General features: G+C 59.9%; 13 protein-coding genes. 3 read left to right on the top strand and 10 right to left on the bottom strand.

Annotated features, from left to right (window positions below):
- Nucleotide 1: 1 nt before the first annotated feature.
- From QQJ98_RS16820 to QQJ98_RS16795, 6 genes are all read right to left on the bottom strand, one after another.
- Nucleotides 2-751 (bottom strand): sugar phosphate isomerase/epimerase family protein, encoded by a 750-nt coding sequence (locus tag QQJ98_RS16820; RefSeq protein ID WP_284326522.1) that lies wholly within the window; start codon nucleotides 749-751, stop codon nucleotides 2-4.
- A 10-nt stretch (nucleotides 752-761) separates the two neighbouring features.
- Nucleotides 762-3,152 (bottom strand): beta-mannosidase, encoded by a 2,391-nt coding sequence (locus QQJ98_RS16815; RefSeq protein ID WP_284326521.1) that lies wholly within the window; start codon nucleotides 3,150-3,152, stop codon nucleotides 762-764.
- Between the two features lies 1 nt (nucleotide 3,153).
- Complete coding sequence (locus tag QQJ98_RS16810) at nucleotides 3,154-4,236, bottom strand: ABC transporter ATP-binding protein (protein WP_284326520.1); 1,083 nt, start codon at nucleotides 4,234-4,236, stop codon at nucleotides 3,154-3,156.
- 3 nt (nucleotides 4,237-4,239) lie between these two features.
- Nucleotides 4,240-5,142 carry a carbohydrate ABC transporter permease gene (locus QQJ98_RS16805; protein ID WP_284326519.1) on the bottom strand — a complete coding sequence of 301 codons (903 nt, stop codon included), beginning with the start codon at nucleotides 5,140-5,142 and terminating at the stop codon, nucleotides 4,240-4,242.
- On the bottom strand, nucleotides 5,135-6,028 hold the full coding sequence (locus QQJ98_RS16800; protein WP_284326518.1) for a carbohydrate ABC transporter permease: 894 nt from the start codon (nucleotides 6,026-6,028) through the stop codon (nucleotides 5,135-5,137). Before QQJ98_RS16800 ends, QQJ98_RS16805 begins: the two co-directional genes overlap by 8 nt.
- Nucleotides 6,029-6,112: 84 nt before the next feature.
- On the bottom strand, nucleotides 6,113-7,342 hold the full coding sequence (locus QQJ98_RS16795; RefSeq protein WP_284326517.1) for an ABC transporter substrate-binding protein: 1,230 nt from the start codon (nucleotides 7,340-7,342) through the stop codon (nucleotides 6,113-6,115).
- A gap of 329 nt (nucleotides 7,343-7,671) precedes the next feature.
- Between QQJ98_RS16795 and QQJ98_RS16790 the strand changes: the two genes are divergently transcribed.
- Genes QQJ98_RS16790 through QQJ98_RS16780 form a run of 3 tightly spaced genes read left to right on the top strand, consistent with a single transcriptional unit; the run spans nucleotide 7,672 to nucleotide 10,932 of the window.
- Complete coding sequence (locus QQJ98_RS16790) at nucleotides 7,672-8,703, top strand: LacI family DNA-binding transcriptional regulator (RefSeq protein ID WP_284326516.1); 1,032 nt, start codon at nucleotides 7,672-7,674, stop codon at nucleotides 8,701-8,703.
- Nucleotides 8,704-8,712: 9 nt separating this feature from the next.
- On the top strand, nucleotides 8,713-9,768 hold the full coding sequence (locus QQJ98_RS16785) for a sugar phosphate isomerase/epimerase family protein (protein WP_284326515.1): 1,056 nt from the start codon (nucleotides 8,713-8,715) through the stop codon (nucleotides 9,766-9,768).
- A gap of 3 nt (nucleotides 9,769-9,771) precedes the next feature.
- Nucleotides 9,772-10,932 carry a Gfo/Idh/MocA family protein gene (locus tag QQJ98_RS16780; RefSeq protein WP_284326514.1) on the top strand — a complete coding sequence of 387 codons (1,161 nt, stop codon included), beginning with the start codon at nucleotides 9,772-9,774 and terminating at the stop codon, nucleotides 10,930-10,932.
- Between the two features lie 76 nt (nucleotides 10,933-11,008).
- Here the strand turns inward: QQJ98_RS16780 and QQJ98_RS16775 are convergent, their stop codons facing one another.
- From QQJ98_RS16775 to QQJ98_RS16760, 4 genes are read right to left on the bottom strand one after another with little or no spacing between them, the layout of a single operon-like run.
- The gene (locus tag QQJ98_RS16775) at nucleotides 11,009-12,154 is read right to left on the bottom strand and encodes a gamma-glutamylcyclotransferase (protein ID WP_284326513.1); all 1,146 of its coding nucleotides are present in this window, start codon (nucleotides 12,152-12,154) and stop codon (nucleotides 11,009-11,011) included.
- Nucleotides 12,130-12,570 carry a TrgA family protein gene (locus tag QQJ98_RS16770; RefSeq protein ID WP_284326512.1) on the bottom strand — a complete coding sequence of 147 codons (441 nt, stop codon included), beginning with the start codon at nucleotides 12,568-12,570 and terminating at the stop codon, nucleotides 12,130-12,132. The genes QQJ98_RS16775 and QQJ98_RS16770 overlap by 25 nt, the downstream gene beginning before the upstream one ends.
- Nucleotides 12,571-12,608: 38 nt before the next feature.
- Nucleotides 12,609-13,823, bottom strand: coding sequence for a class I SAM-dependent methyltransferase (locus tag QQJ98_RS16765; RefSeq protein ID WP_284326596.1), 1,215 nt, complete (start codon nucleotides 13,821-13,823; stop codon nucleotides 12,609-12,611).
- Nucleotides 13,823-15,271, bottom strand: coding sequence for a cryptochrome/photolyase family protein (locus QQJ98_RS16760; RefSeq protein ID WP_431307831.1), 1,449 nt, complete (start codon nucleotides 15,269-15,271; stop codon nucleotides 13,823-13,825). Before QQJ98_RS16760 ends, QQJ98_RS16765 begins: the two co-directional genes overlap by 1 nt.
- Between the last annotated feature and the right edge of the window lie 91 nt (nucleotides 15,272-15,362).

Below are 15,362 nucleotides of genomic sequence, written 5' to 3'. Positions count from 1 at the left end.
CTTACAGATTTTCCGCAGTTGCCAAGGATCGCGCCGCAAACCGCGCATGATCGCTGGGGTTGTCATGTTCCATCACGAAATTGCGCACGCCAATCTTGCGCAAGGCGGGCAGGATGCGCGCCCAATCGACGGTGCCATGGCCCAGATCGGCCCAACCATCCTCGGCAAGATTCTCGCCCGCAGCCGCGATATCCTTGACATGCGCCGCCACGATCCGAGATTTGTGATCGTCGATCCAAACCAAGGGATCAGCACCGCCACGCACCACCCAAGCCACGTCGATTTCCCATGCCAGATCCGGGCCACCTTCAAACAAAGCAGTTTGCGGCACAGCGCCATCGGCGGTCTTGAAGAACTCAAAATCATGGTTGTGCCAGCCGAATTTCAGCCCGGCATCGCGCAAGGGCGCCCCCGCTTTTTGCAACCGCGCGCCCAGATCATGCCAGCCCTTGCCGCTGGTGGGCCGCATTTCGGGCGGCAGCCACGGCACGATCACCGTGTGCATCCCCAAAGTCTGCGCCACTTTGATCGCCCAATCCGGGGTTTCCTCGACCTGCGCCAGCCCAAAATGCCCCGAGGGCATCTGCAACCCGCAGGCATGCAGCCCCGCATGCAGATCGGTCAGCCCGGCCTGATCGGCATATAACCCGCCAAAGCCTTCGCAGGCGCGGTAGCCGGTTTCGGCCAGCATTTCCAAGGTCTTGGCCAGTGGCGGGAAGTTGCGCGAAGAATAAAGTTGATAGCTGAACATGTGAGCCTCCTCAGGCGGTCGGACCATAGGTTGCGGAATGAAGGTCGCGGATGGTGAAACGGGGCGCAGCGCCCGGCGTTGTCGGAGTAAAGCTGATCGCCGCCGGAAAACCGGGGAAAACCGTGATGGCATTGGCCGAAAACCGACCCGGCTGGTCGGCCTCTACCGCCACGAACAAGGCCAATGCCTCGGCACGTAGGGTGATGTGATATTGGCCATCGGCTTCGGTCACCTGATGGCGCAGTTGCGCGGGCAGAAGATTGTAATGTTTGTAAGGCTTTGGCGCAAAGCAATCGCCCGAGATCAGCTGGCTGCCATCGGACCAAGTATAGGCCAGCATCTCTTGCGGGCCCAACGCATCTGCCGCAATCGTCAACGCCAGCACAGCGCTTCCCGCGACCTGAATAGTGGCCGCACCCAAATGCCGCGTTTGACCATCCATCGCCACGGCGCTCGCCGTGACCGTCACATCCAAGGCCGCGCCATCATTCACGGCGCGCAATTCAATACCACCCTTGACGGGCACCGCCGAGACCAGCACGGCTTGGAAAAACTGCTTTGCCATATGATGCAACAGCTTCCAGCCGCCACCGTGATCAAGGCTTGACCACGAACATACCGGCCAAGTGTCGTTCAACTGCCAAATCAGCGCGCCCATGCAATGCGGCTTCAGGCTGCGCCAATGCGTCACGGCGGTTTTGATCGCCAAGCCTTGTTGCACTTGCGACAGATAGACGAAATTCTCAAAATCCACCGGAAAGCGGAAATAGCGGAACATCGTCTCGGCAATCCGCGCATTGCCACCGGCGTTTTTCTGATGGCTCTCCATCACGGGCGCTGCAATGTTGAAATCAGCAGGGTCAGCAAAGCGACGGATCACCTGCATGCTGGGATAGCTTTGAAAGCCAAACTCTGAACAGAACCGAGGGCTTACATCGCGGTAATGGTCGAAATCGCGCCCCTCGTGCCAGACGCTCCAAAAGTGCATGTCGCCCTTGGAATCGTCATGCCATGCATCGCCGAAATCCATCGGGCCGGGGCTGGGCGAGGATGGCCACCACGCCGCCTCCGGAACAGCCGCCTTCAAGGCGGTTTCAATCGTGCGGTTCAGGCGGTCATACCCGACCAGATAGCGGTCACGATTGGCGCGCGTTTCAGGAAACCACGTCAGCGCCCCGATCAGTTCATTATCGCCGCACCACAAAACCATACTGGCATGGTGATGCAGCCGTTTGCCCTGTTCGGCCACTTCGATCGCCACATCATCCAGAAAAGCCCGGTCAGCCGGATAAATATGGCAGGAAAACATGAAATCCTGCCAGACCATCAGGCCCAATTCATCGCACAGATCATAGAACCAGTCGGCCTCATACCGACCACCCCCCCAGACCCGGATCATGTTCATGTTGGCATCCACAGCCGATTGCAGCAAATCGCGGGTGGCCTCGGGCGTGATCCGCCCCGCCAGCGCATCCTGTGGTATCCAGTTCGCGCCCTTGGCAAAAATATCGCGACCATTGATACGGAACTTGAAGCCAAGGCCCGCTGCATCCTTCTCGGTGATCAGCGCCGCTTCGCGCAGACCGATCCGCCGCATCAGCACCTGATCACCAAAGCCGATCACCAGATCATGCAAGACCTGCGCGCCCTGCCCCGCAGGCCACCACAGCACCGGATTCTCTATCGTAATCTCAGCGCTCGCCTGCCCCTGATGCACCGTAGCTGTCGTGCGCAATATGCCCAGCGCGAAAGACAGCAGCGCCCCCTCTGCCGCACCCTCCATCGCCACTTGCACCCGCACGACAGCCCGGTTGGCGGAGTGCTGCTGTGAAACCACCACAGAAGACATCCGCGCCGCCCCCAGCGGTTCCAGATAAAATGCGCCGTAAACCCCAAAGCTGGCGAGCGCGATATTCCAATCCCAGCCGAAATCACACGACGGCTTGCGCAGCATGTTTCCGTTGTGGATCGGGGTGTTATTGGCGCTGAACGGCACGAAATACGGCTGCGCCGCTTGCCTCTTGGCAGCCTCGACCTCGGGCGAGCGGAAGATAATCTCAATGTCATTCGCGCCCAGCCGCAGCGCGCCAGACACATCAACCCGGTGGCTGCGGAACATATTGTCCGAGGCCAAAACCACGATCCCATTCACCGCAATTTCCGCAACGGTATCCAGCATCGACACCACCAGCGCGAGGTCAGTCCGCGTCACGCTGAAGCTACGTCGCGCCACCCAATCTCGCCCGCAAATCCAGCGCAGATCATATTCATTCTGCCCCCGATAGGGATCAGGGATCACCCCCGCCTGATGCAAGGCACTGACCCCATCGCCCGGCAACGCAAACGGCACCGCGTAAGTGCCGCTGTCGTCGGTCAGCGTCCAGCCTTCGGCCAAATCCATGTCAAACCCGCTGCTCGCTAACCGTGTCAAAGATCGAAGCTTTGGCAATATCGACCTTCAGATGCACCTGCGTTCCCGCGGACATCCGGCGCTCTACCGGCACGCGGACCGACATTTTCAAGCCGCCCTCGGCCTCCAGCCACACCAGAGAATCCGCGCCCATCGGCTCGTCAATCTCAACCACCGCTGGAATTGTCAGCCCCAGCTCGGCGTGGTCCTGAATCACCAGATGCTCGGGCCGCAGGCCAAGGATTGCTTTCGGGCGCTCCAAAATCGCACCGCCCTCATAGCCAGCAAGATCAATCCGCGTCGCTCCAAATTGAAACGCCCGCCCACCTTCCACCGTCGCGCCATGCAGGAAGTTCATCGACGGGCTGCCGATGAACCCGGCCACAAAAAGGTTCGACGGGCGGTTGTAGATTTCCTGCGGGGCGGCCAGTTGCTGGATGATGCCGCCGCGCATCACCGCGATGCGGTCGGCCAGTGTCAACGCCTCGATCTGATCATGCGTGACGTAAACCATGGTGTTGTTCAACCGGCTGTGCAGCCGCTTGATTTCCACCCGCAACTCGCTGCGCAACTTGGCATCGAGGTTCGACAAAGGCTCGTCAAACAGGAATACATCGACATCACGCACCAGCGCCCGCCCAATCGCCACCCGCTGCCGCTGCCCGCCCGACAGCGCCGCTGGCTTGCGGTCCAGCAGCGGCCCGATCTGCAAGATCTCCGCCGCCCGCGCGATGCGTTTGTCGATTTCTTCCTTCGGCATCCGCGCGTTTTTCAGCCCGAACGACAGGTTTCCCCGCACCGTCATCTGCGGATAAAGCGCGTAGGATTGGAACACCATACCGATGCCACGCTCGGACGGCTCGGCCCAAGTGACATTCTTGCCCTTGATCCAGATTTCGCCATCGGTGATGTCCAACAATCCCGCCAGACAGTTCAGCAGCGTCGATTTCCCGCAGCCCGATGGCCCCAGCAGCACGATGAACTCGCCCTCGGCCACGTCGATGTTCATATTTTTCAACACCGAAACCGAACCGAAGCTGAGCGTCAGGTCTTTGACTTGGATAGAATGGGTCATAGGTCAGCCTTTCACGGCACCCGCAGCAATGCCGCGCACAAAAAGTTTGCCAGAGACGAAGTAAACGAACAGCGGCACGAGGCCCGTCAGCAAAGTCGCCGCCATGTTGACGTTGTATTCCTTCACGCCCTGCACCGAGTTGACGATGTTATTCAGTTGCACCGTCATCGGGTAAATCTCGGGCTTGGTGAACACCACGCCGAACAGGAAGTCGTTCCAGATGCCAGTGATTTGCAGGATCAGTGCGACGACGAAAATCGGCAGGCTCATCGGTACCATGATCTGAAAGTAAATCCGCCAGAACCCGGCCCCATCCACGCGCGCGGCCTTGAACAACTCCTCCGGCAAGCTGCTGAAATAGTTGCGGAACAGCAGGGTCAGGATCGGCATCCCGAAGATTGTATGCACCAAGATCAACCCGTAAAGCGTCCCGTAAATCCCCAGCTCGCGCAGTAGGATCACGATGGGATACAGCATGATCTGATAAGGGATGAAGCTGCCGAAAATCAGGATAGTGAAGAACACTTCGCTGCCCTTAAAGCGCCAGTTGACGAGTGCATAACCGTTCACCGATGCGACGATGATCGAGATGATCACCGACGGCACCGTGATCAGCACCGAGTTCCAGAAGCCCCGTGACAGCCCGTCGCAATTCAGCCCCGTGCAGGCCTCGGACCAAGCCTTGACCCACGGCTGAAACGTGATCTCAACCGGGGGCGCAAAGATATTGCCCATACGGATTTCCGGCATGCCTTTCAGCGAGGTCATCACCATCACCCAAAGCGGCAACAGGTAGTAGACCGAGACCACGAACAACACGCCATACAGCATGATATTGCTGCCCGAGAACCTGCGGCGAGGCTTGGCCCCGCGCGGTTGCACGCCCGCCATGCTGACATCAGCCATGTTTTTTGCCTCCAAATTCCAGATAGGCCCACGGGATCAGCACGATCAGCACCGACAACAGCATCATCGTGCTGGCGGCAAAGCCTTGGCCAAGGTTTTGGGCTGTAAACATATAGCGATAGACATACATCGCAGGCACTTGGCTGGCATTGCCCGGCCCGCCCGCCGTCTGCGCCACCACCAGATCATAAAGCTTGATGATACCCGCCGCGACGATCACCAGCGTCGTGATGAACACCGGGCGCATCATCGGGATCACCACGAACAGATAGGTTTTCCACTTTGGGATGCCGTCCACCCGCGCAGCTTTCCAGATATCTTCGTCAATGCCGCGCAGACCTGCCAGCATCAGACACATGGTAAACCCCGTGCCCTGCCACAGACCCGCGATCAGCAAACCGTACAGCACCGTGTCGGGGTTGTGCAGCGGATCGAAGGTAAAGGTTTCAAACCCCATCCGGCGCACGACCTCTTGAATCCCCATCTCGGGGTTCAAAATCCACTGCCAGACAAGGCCCGTAACGATGAACGACAGCGCAAACGGGTAGAGCATGATCGTGCGGAACGTGCTTTCAAAGCGGATTTTCTGATCCAGCAGCACCGCCAGTACAAAGCCCATCGCGATGGTGAAGATCAGCGACATCACGCCGTAAAACGCCAGATTCCAGATCGCGGCATTCCATAGATCGTTCGACCAAAGCCGTTTGTACTGATCAAGGCCGACGAACTGCCAGCGCGGCAACAGCTTGGAATTTGTGAAAGAATACAGCACCGTCCACAAAGTGCCGCCGACAAACACCACCAGTGTCGTCAGCACCATCGGCACCGCCGCAACCTTGGCGTTCAGGTTGCGAAACAGCCGCAGCCCCCTTGGTTTACCCGACATGCTCTGCTTTCCCCCCCGAAAATCCGCAGTTGGTGACAAAAGCGCCGCCCGAACGGGTCGGGCGGCGCTTTTGCAGGCGCAGGCTTACAGCCCGGTTTTCAGGATTTCGACATAGCGCGCCTGCGCATCCTCTGGGGTCATGTCGGCGCTCCAGAATTCGCTTTGCATGTCATTCAGCTGAGTCTGCACATCCGGCGACCACGCCTGATCACCCGACGGCACGACATTGCCGGATTTCAAAATCTCCAGCCCTTTCTTCATGCAATCGTTGGCCGACGACATATCAATATCACCCCGGATCGGCAGCGAACCCTTCTTCAGGTTGAACGCCACCTGCACTTCGGGGCTGACCAACAACGCGGCCAGACGCTTTTGTGCAGCTTCCTGATCAGGATCGCTCAGCTTCGGGAAGTAGAACGCATCGCCACCGGTCGAGAGATATGCGTTCAACCCCAGCCCCGGCAGGCAGGTGTAATCCTTGCCCGCAACCTTGCCCGCCACCGCAAATTCGCCCTGCGCCCAATCGCCCATGATCTGGCCTGCCGCGTCACCGCTGATCACCATGTTGGTGGCTTGGTTCCAATCCTGCACGGTCGATTTCACCGCCAGCTTGCGCGCATCCGCCGCCGCCTGGAACACCTTCAGCATATCGGGCCCCGCGGCGACCTCCATATCCTTGTCAAGGTTGACCTTTTTCCACAGATCCAGCCCGCCCACGCCCACGGTAATGGCATTGAACGCCAGCGTCGATTGCCAAGGCTGACGGCCCAGCGCCAACGGGATCTTGCCAGCAGCCTCTACTTGCGGCGCCGAGGCCACGAATTCGGTCCAGTTCTGCGGCACCGGGATGCCCAGATCTTCGTAAATCTTGTTGTTGATCCAAAGCCATTCCGGCGAGTGGATGTTCATTGGCGCACAGTAAACCTTGCCGTCAATCGTGCAACCATCCAGCAAAGACACTGGATTGACCACCTCGCGCCACTTGTTGGCCTCGGCCACATCAGTCAGATCCAGCATCAACCCGGCTTGCACCAATTCCAACGCCTGCTGACCGTGGTTGAACTGCGTCGCCCCCATCGGATCGCCGCCGGTGATCCGCGCGATCATCACCGGGCGCGCGGTATCGCCGCCACCTGCAATCGCGCCATCCACCCAGTGATCACCCGAGGCATCAAACGCCTTGGCCAGCTCTGCCACCGCCGCAGCCTCACCGCCGCTTGTCCACCAATGCGTAACCTCTAGGTCGGTGGCGAAAGCCTGCGAGGGCAGCGCAACCGACAACAGCAGGCCAGCGGCCAGTTTCCAATTTTTCATAAGATCCTCCCAGATCGCTTGATATTCTTGAAGTCTATATCGTTATAGTCCGATCCTATAACGTTATAGTTTTTTCAATCAAGCAATCTTTTCGCTTGTTTCCAGTGAATTTCTGCGCCCTGATCGGGGGCACTGTCGTCGCGAAAAACCTAAGCACTGACGACAGGTCTAAGGTGGAAGTCTCTGAAATATCGGGAAAGTTGGCGGGCAGCCCGCGCGCGCAACCACAGGATGCAAAGCAGCATGTCCCGGTGTTTCAGCGAATCACAGGGCTGGAAGAATGCGCGAAATACCGCCACACCATGCGGCAGATTTCGGAAATGGAAGCGATGACAGAATCACCCCTGCCCCCCGTCGGGGCGGAACGGCCCACGCTGAAAACCATCGCAGCCGCCACCGGGCTTGCGATCGCCACGGTCAGCCGGGCGCTGAAAGATGCCCCCGATATAGGCGAGGAAACCAAGCGCCGGGTGCGCGAAACCGCACTGCGCCTAGGCTACCGTCAAAACCGCGCCGCTGTGCGTTTGCGCACAGGCAAGACCAATGTGATCGCCCTGCTGCTGTCGACCGAATCCGATGTGATGAACCATACTTCAAAGCTTTTATACTCTATCGCCGATGCCCTGCGTGGCACGGCCTATCATCTGGTGGTGATGCCGTTCTTCCGCGACCAAGACCCGATGGACCCGGTGCGCTATATCGTCGAATCTGAAAGCGCGGATGGCATTATCCTCAACCAGACCAAGCCTGACGATCCGCGCATCCGCTACATGACCGAACACAACATCCCCTTTGCCACGCATGGCCGCACCGATATGGGCCTCGACCACCCCTATTTCGATTATGACAACGAAAGCTACGGTCGTCTTGCCGTGCAGGCCCTGTCCGACCGCAATCGCCGCCATGTCTATATGATCGCCCCGCCGCGCAACCACATGTATGCCCGCCACATGATCATGGGCGCCAGTCAGGAGGCCGCCGCGCGTGGCATGCGGTTCGAGTTGGCCGATGAAATCACCTCGGACAGTTCCGCCGACGCCATCGAAGTTGACATCGCCTGCCGCTTTGCCAGCAATCCGCCCGATGCCATCATCGCGGGATCGACCACGGGTGCGATTGCCGCCGTTGCGGGGGCCGAGCGTGTCGGTCTGCGCATTGGGCAAGATTTCGACATCTCGGCAAAAGAAGCCATCCGCCTGTTGCACCGATTTCGGAAAGAGATGATCGTGGTGCAGGAAGATGTGGCGCGCGCCGGGAATTTTCTGGCACATGCAGTGATGGCCGCGATAGAGGGTCGCGCAGCCGATCAGGGACAAGCTTTGGAAGTGCCGCAAGCCTCGGACTTCCGCACGGGAAACTAGGGAGAGACCATGAAGACGATCAAAGGACCGGCGCTGTTTCTGGCGCAATTCGCAGGCGATAGCGCCCCGTTCAACAGCTTTGATAGCATCACCAAATGGGCCGCCGATTGCGGCTACAAGGGCGTGCAAGTGCCGTCATGGGATGCGCGGCTGATTGATCTGGATAAAGCCGCAACGTCGAAAACCTATTGCGACGAATTGAAGGGCGTGGCCGTGCAAAACGGCGTGGAAATCACCGAGCTTTCAACCCACCTGCAAGGCCAGTTGGTTGCCGTGCATCCCGCCTATGACACTCAGTTTGACGGCTTTGCAGCCCCATCGGTGCGCGGTAATCCGAAAGCCCGGCAAGAATGGGCGGTCGATCAGGTCACCAAAGCGATCACAGCCAGCAAGAACCTCGGCCTCACTGCGCACGCCACCTTCTCTGGTGCGCTCGCGTGGCCCTACCTTTACCCATGGCCACAGCGCCCAGCGGGTCTGGTCGAGGAAGCCTTTGACGAACTCGCCCGCCGCTGGACACCGCTTCTGAACCACGCCGACGCCTGCGGCATTGATCTCGCCTACGAGATTCACCCTGGCGAAGACCTGCATGATGGCGTGACGTTCGAGATGTTTCTGGAGCGTGTCAACAACCACCCTCGCGCCAACATGCTTTACGATCCCAGCCATTACGTGCTGCAACACCTTGATTATCTTGAGCATATCGACATCTATCACGAGCGTATCAAGATGTTCCACGTCAAGGATGCCGAGCTGAACCCAACAGGGCGCCAAGGCGTTTACGGTGGGTTCCAGTCTTGGGTGAACCGCGCGGGCCGCTTCCGCTCGGTCGGCGATGGGCAGGTTGATTTCGGCGGCATCTTCTCCAAACTCACGCAATACGGCTTCGACGGCTGGGCAGTGGTGGAATGGGAATGTTGCATCAAGCACCCCGAAGACGGCGCCCGCGAAGGGGCGGCCTATGTCGCCAAGCAGATCATCCGTGTCACCGAGAAAGCCTTCGACGACTTCGCCGACGCAGGCACCGACCGCGCCGCCAACCGCCGCATGTTGGGATTGGAGTAAACCATGGCGATCACCGCAGCACACACAGCCCGCGCTCCCCGCATCCGTCTTGGCATGGTCGGCGGCGGCCGTGGCGCTTTCATCGGCGCCGTCCACCGCATCGCCAGCCGCATTGACGACCAATACGAACTGGTCGCCGGCGCGTTTTCATCCGACCCCGACCGCTCCGCTGCCTCGGCTGCCGATCTTGGGGTTTCACGCAGCTACGGCTCCTTCGCCGAGATGGCGCAGAAAGAAGCGCGGCGCAAAGACGGCATTGAGGCCGTCGCCATCGTCACACCGAACCACATGCACGCTCCGGTCGCCTTGGAGTTTCTGAAGCGTGGCATCCATGTGATCTGTGACAAACCGCTGACCGCAACCTTGCCCGAAGCGAAGAAACTCGCCAAAGCCGCCGAAGCCTCAGGCGTGGTGTTCGCGCTGACCCATAACTACACCGGCTACCCGATGATCCGCCAAGCCAAAGCCATGGTGCAAGCGGGCGATCTGGGCGAGATCCGTCTGGTGCAGGTCGAATACGCGCAAGACTGGCTGGCGCATGAGGTTGACAACAAACAGGCCGATTGGCGCACCGACCCGGCGCGCTCTGGTGCGGGCGGTTCAACCGGCGACATTGGCACCCATGCCTTCAACCTTGCCAATTTTGTCAGCGGCCTCACCCTCACCGAACTCGCCGCCGACCTGCAAAGCTTCGTCCCCGGTCGCCGCGTTGATGACAACGCCCATGTGCTGCTGCGCTACAATTCTGGCGCGCGGGGCATGCTGTGGTGTTCACAAGTCGCGGCAGGTCAGGAAAACGGCCTGCGCCTGCGGATTTATGGCACCAAAGCGGGCATCGAATGGGAGCAAGAGAACCCCAATTACCTGTGGGTCACGCCCATCGGTGCGCCTCGCTACCGTCTGACCCGTGGTGGGGCGGGATCCGGAGAAGCCGCAGCCCGCGTCACCCGCATCCCCCCCGGCCACCCCGAAGGTTATCTGGAAGGCTTCGCCAATATCTACGCCGAAGCCGGTCGCGCCATCATCGCGCGGCGCGATGGCAGCGCCTTGGATGCTGCCGTCAGCTTCCCGGGCCTGAAAGAGGGGCTTGAAGGCGTCGCCTTTGTCGATGCCTGCGTCCGGTCTTCTGCCAAAAACGGCGCTTGGACAAAACTCGCGCTGTAGCGCCGCTGCCCCCCGCGCAACCGGAATTTTCCAAAATTCCGGCACGATTTCCGCGCCGGAAATCGGTTGCGCTGGGTCAAGCCTTGCGCAACCGATCCCGGTTTTGGGCCAGCCACAGCGCGCTTAGCAGCGTCGGCGCGTTGGAAATCTCGCCCGACGTCACCAGCTCCATCAACCGCGCAAAGCTAAGCAGATGGCCGCGAATATCTTCCGCCTCGCCCTCCACCCCAAACACCCCCGCCGCCGCATCGGGCAAATCGGTCAGTGCTACGAACGAATACAGATACTCGGATGAACAGCCCGGGCTTGGGTAATAGCTGGCAATGGGCAGCAGATCATCCAGCACCAGACCCGCTTCTTCCACTGCCTCGCGTCGCGCGGCCTCAATAGGAGTCTCGCCGGAATCAATCCTCCCCGCAATCGCCTCGATCTGCCACGGCTGCGGATCGCCGCGCAAATAGGGCCCGGCGCGGAACTGATCTACCACCAGAACCCGGTCGCGCACAGGATCATAGGGCAACACCGTCACCGCATCGGAGGCGATAAATCCCGCCCGCGTCACTTGCGGGCTCATGCTGCCATCAAAGCGGCGAAAGCTGATATCGACCTCTTCGATGGCGAAAAACCGCGCATAGGGTTCGCGTCTTGCGGCCACCGCCACATCCGCCGCCACCGCATTATGGCGCAGCGTCACTGCACCCGCACGCCCGGCCCTCACCCGTGACGCGCCACGGGTCAGCATCTGCTCAAACCGCGCCGCCACCGCCCGTGGCGGCTTTACCCCAAACAGCGCCAGATAATCCCGCGCCATCGCCTCAAACTCTGCGCCATATTGCGCCTGCCAATCCTGCAACCGCCACGGCGCGCCAAGTGCGGGCTTATGTCCCAAAGGTTCTGGATGAAACACCAAAGCCTCGACGGCTCCGCCCTGCTGCATCACCTGCATCGGATGCGCGCTAAAGCCAAAACCGCCCTCGAAGAAATCCAGCCGCGCCACCTCAAGATCAGTGCCAACCCGCAGCAAAATCCCCTCGGCCCGCGCGCCCGGTTGCGGCACCACCGCCGGAAAACTACTGTCTGTCGCGCAGTAAAGCGCATGATCGGCCAGCCAAGCGGGCTCTGCCACCACCGGATGGCCCAGCACGATTTCCAAAAGCGGCAAATGCCGCAGCGTGCCGCAAAAGAAATACAAACGGTTCAAGACCAGCGCTTCCCCGCCCATTCCGTGATCAACCCGGCCAGAGCACCACCGCCCAGCACCACGACCGCCATATCCGGCACAATCAGCATCCGGCCATAGTCGTACATCAGTTGAAACACGCCCAGCACCGCCTCTGACGGGCCGTCATACATCATGCGGCTGGATTTTTTCAGCATGTAGTAGATCGAAAACGTCACGAGCACCCAGAACACCAACACCAGCGCCGTCATCACCCCCGAATTGATCGCCTCGCGGTAGCCTTGACGGGTCAACTTTCCCATCAAAAACCAACCGACCGCAAAGCCAATCGCGGCGGTAATTTCGCGGAAAAACCCCACGGGCGTGCCCTCGGGCAGATATTTGCGAAAGGTCAGCGCGGCGACAAAGCCCAACACGGCAAAGCAGACGGCTGCCACAAGTTTTGAAGCGGTTGGCATGGCGATCCTTCTCAACAACGGCTCAGATCGCCTGCGCTTTATCCAACCGGACGGGTCAGGGTGATCTGCGTTACATCGCAGTTTCCACCCTCAAACGTGCCCGCACAAGAGGCGAGGTAAAAGTTCCACATCCGACGGAAGCGATCGTCAAAGCCCAGACCCGAAGCCTCGGCCCAGCGCGCGTTGAAAACCTCGTACCAGCGCCGCAAAGTCTGGCTGTAGCTTTTGCCAAACTCGATCGACCCTTTCACCCGCAGCCCAGCGCGCTCTGCCTCGCGGCGCAATACCGACGGGCTGGGCAGCATGCCGCCCGGAAAGATGTATTTTTGAATGAAATCAACGGCCTTACGGTAGGTTTCAAACCGCGCCTCTTGCACGGTGATCACCTGCAATGTCGCACTTGCCCCGGGTTTCAACCGATCCCGCACCGTGTCGAAATAGACGGGCCAATACTTCTCGCCCACCGCCTCAAACATCTCGATACTGGCGATCCCGTCGTAAAGCCCGGTCTCGTCGCGGTAGTCCTGCAGCTTGATCTGCACCTGCTCGGACAGCCCCAGCCGTTGCATCCGTGCCACTGCATAATCATGTTGCGCCTGCGAAATCGTCAAAGCCGTCACCCGCAGCCCACGCTCTTTCGCGGCATATTCAGCAAAACCACCCCAACCACAGCCGATTTCCAGCACATGATCGCCGGCTTTCACCCCCATTTGATCGACCATCGAGGCATATTTCTGCGCCTGTGCGGTTTCCAAACTTTCCTGACCAGTGCGATAAATCGCCGCCGAATAGGTCATGCTGTCATCCAGCCACAACCGGTAAAAGTCGTTGCCCAGATCATAATGCGCCGCGATATTCTTCTTGGCCTGCCGTTTGGAGTTTGACTGCAGCCAGAACCGAAACCGTTCGTATGCCCGCACCAAAGCCATGCCCGGGAAAGCGTCATACACGTCGCCATTGCCCTCATGCACCAGATCCATAAAGGTCATCAGATCCGGGCTGGACCAACCGCCTTCGACATAAGCCTCACAAAACCCCAGATCGCCCTCGCGGATCAGCCGCGCGAACAGGTCGGGATCGTGGACCTCAATCTCAGCCGCAGGTCCGGGCGCCTGGCCCTCAACCCGAAACCGCCGTCCATCCGGCAGCACGAAATCCATCCGGCCATGGCGCAGCTTTTGCGCCATTTCAAACACCGTCGCAAAGTAACGAGGCAGGCGCTTCTGGCCCTTGGTTGTCCGCAGCACGTCCATCATTCTTCCCCGTGTGTCTGTGTTGGTTCGGCACCATCCCGCGCCGCATAAGCCGCCAAAGCCCGCGCCCGCCCCTCGGCCAGCGTCACAATCGGCGCAGGATAGGCCGCGCGCGGGCGCAACTGCCAGCGCTCTGGCACCGCCGCAAAGTAACTCAGCGCATCCGGCCCCGGTTTTGGGCTGATCTCGGCAAGCCAGCGTCGCCGATAGGCCGCATCGCTGTCAAATTTTTCCGCCTGACCCGCCGGATTGAACACCCGGAAATAGGGTGCCGCATCGGGACCAGAGCCCGCAACCCATTGCCAGCCCATCGCATTGGCGGCCTCATCCCAATCGGTCAGACACTCAGCAAACCACGCCTGCCCCACCCGCCAATCGGTCAGCAGATGCTTGGTCAGATACGAGGCCACCACCATCCGCGCACGATTGTGCATCCGCCCGGTGACATACATCTCCCGCATCGCGGCATCGACAAACGGCTCGCCGGTCATGCCGCGCCGCCAGGCCTCGGCATCCGGGTTATCACCGCGCCACGCAAAACCTTCCCAGCCGTCGCGCCAGCTTTGCGTCAAAATCTGCGGTGAATGATGCATCAAATGATAGGCGAACTCGCGCCAGACCAGTTCCTTGCAAAAATGTTCGGCACCCGCAGCGCCCTCATGCAACGCGCGCTGTCCGGCCGCCCAAATCGTCCGCGGCCCGATTTCTCCCCAAGCGAGGTTCTCTGACAATCCCGAAGTCGCGCCAATCTGCCCCGGAAAATCCCGCGCCGCACGATAGCGCTCGACGCTCTCTTCTATGAACTCATCAAGCCGGGCCAAAGCCTTGGCTTCCCCAACCCGCTGATGCGGCAAGCACACCGCAGCCCCGCGCCGCATCGCAGCCCCCAGCTGCCAATCCGCCAAATTGTCAGAGGCTGGCCAGACATCGGGCGTGCACATCGAAGTCACCGACGGCACAGGTGCCGCAAAGCCACGCGCGGACACCGCCCGCCAGAACGGCGAATACACTTTATAAAAGCCACCCTGCCCGGTCGCCACCTCCCAAGGTTCGATCAGCAGGGCCCCCGGGAAACTTTCCGCAACCAAACCCTTGGCCTTCAATGCAGCTTTCACCGCTGTATCCCGCGCCACCGCCTGCGGATCATACATCCGCTGCCACATAACGCCCGCAGCGCCAGTCTCAGCAACCAAATCCTGCAAAATTGCCAATGGATCGCCGCGCCGCAAGATCAGCCGCTGCCCCAATCTGGCAAGAACCTGAGAAAAATGTGCCAAAGCCAAGCCCAGCCGCCACTTCGCCGCAGCGCCCAAAACTTCGGCCTGCGCATCAAGCACGAACACCGGGATAAGGGGGCGACCCGTCGCCACAGCTTGCGCCAGCATCGGATGGTCCGACAGCCTGAAATCCCGCCTGAACCACAAAATCAACGGCTTATCTGTCATCACATCCCACAACTTTCAAATGCTTACGCATCAGACGTGCAGTCAGATCACAAGTTCCATCTTCTGTGCACAAATATCCTGCCGGGGAAGCCAA

Source organism: Cypionkella aquatica, from assembly GCF_030161095.1.
In the GTDB taxonomy this organism is placed as follows: domain Bacteria; phylum Pseudomonadota; class Alphaproteobacteria; order Rhodobacterales; family Rhodobacteraceae; genus Cypionkella; species Cypionkella aquatica.
This window is presented reverse-complemented; position numbering and strand designations above follow the sequence as displayed.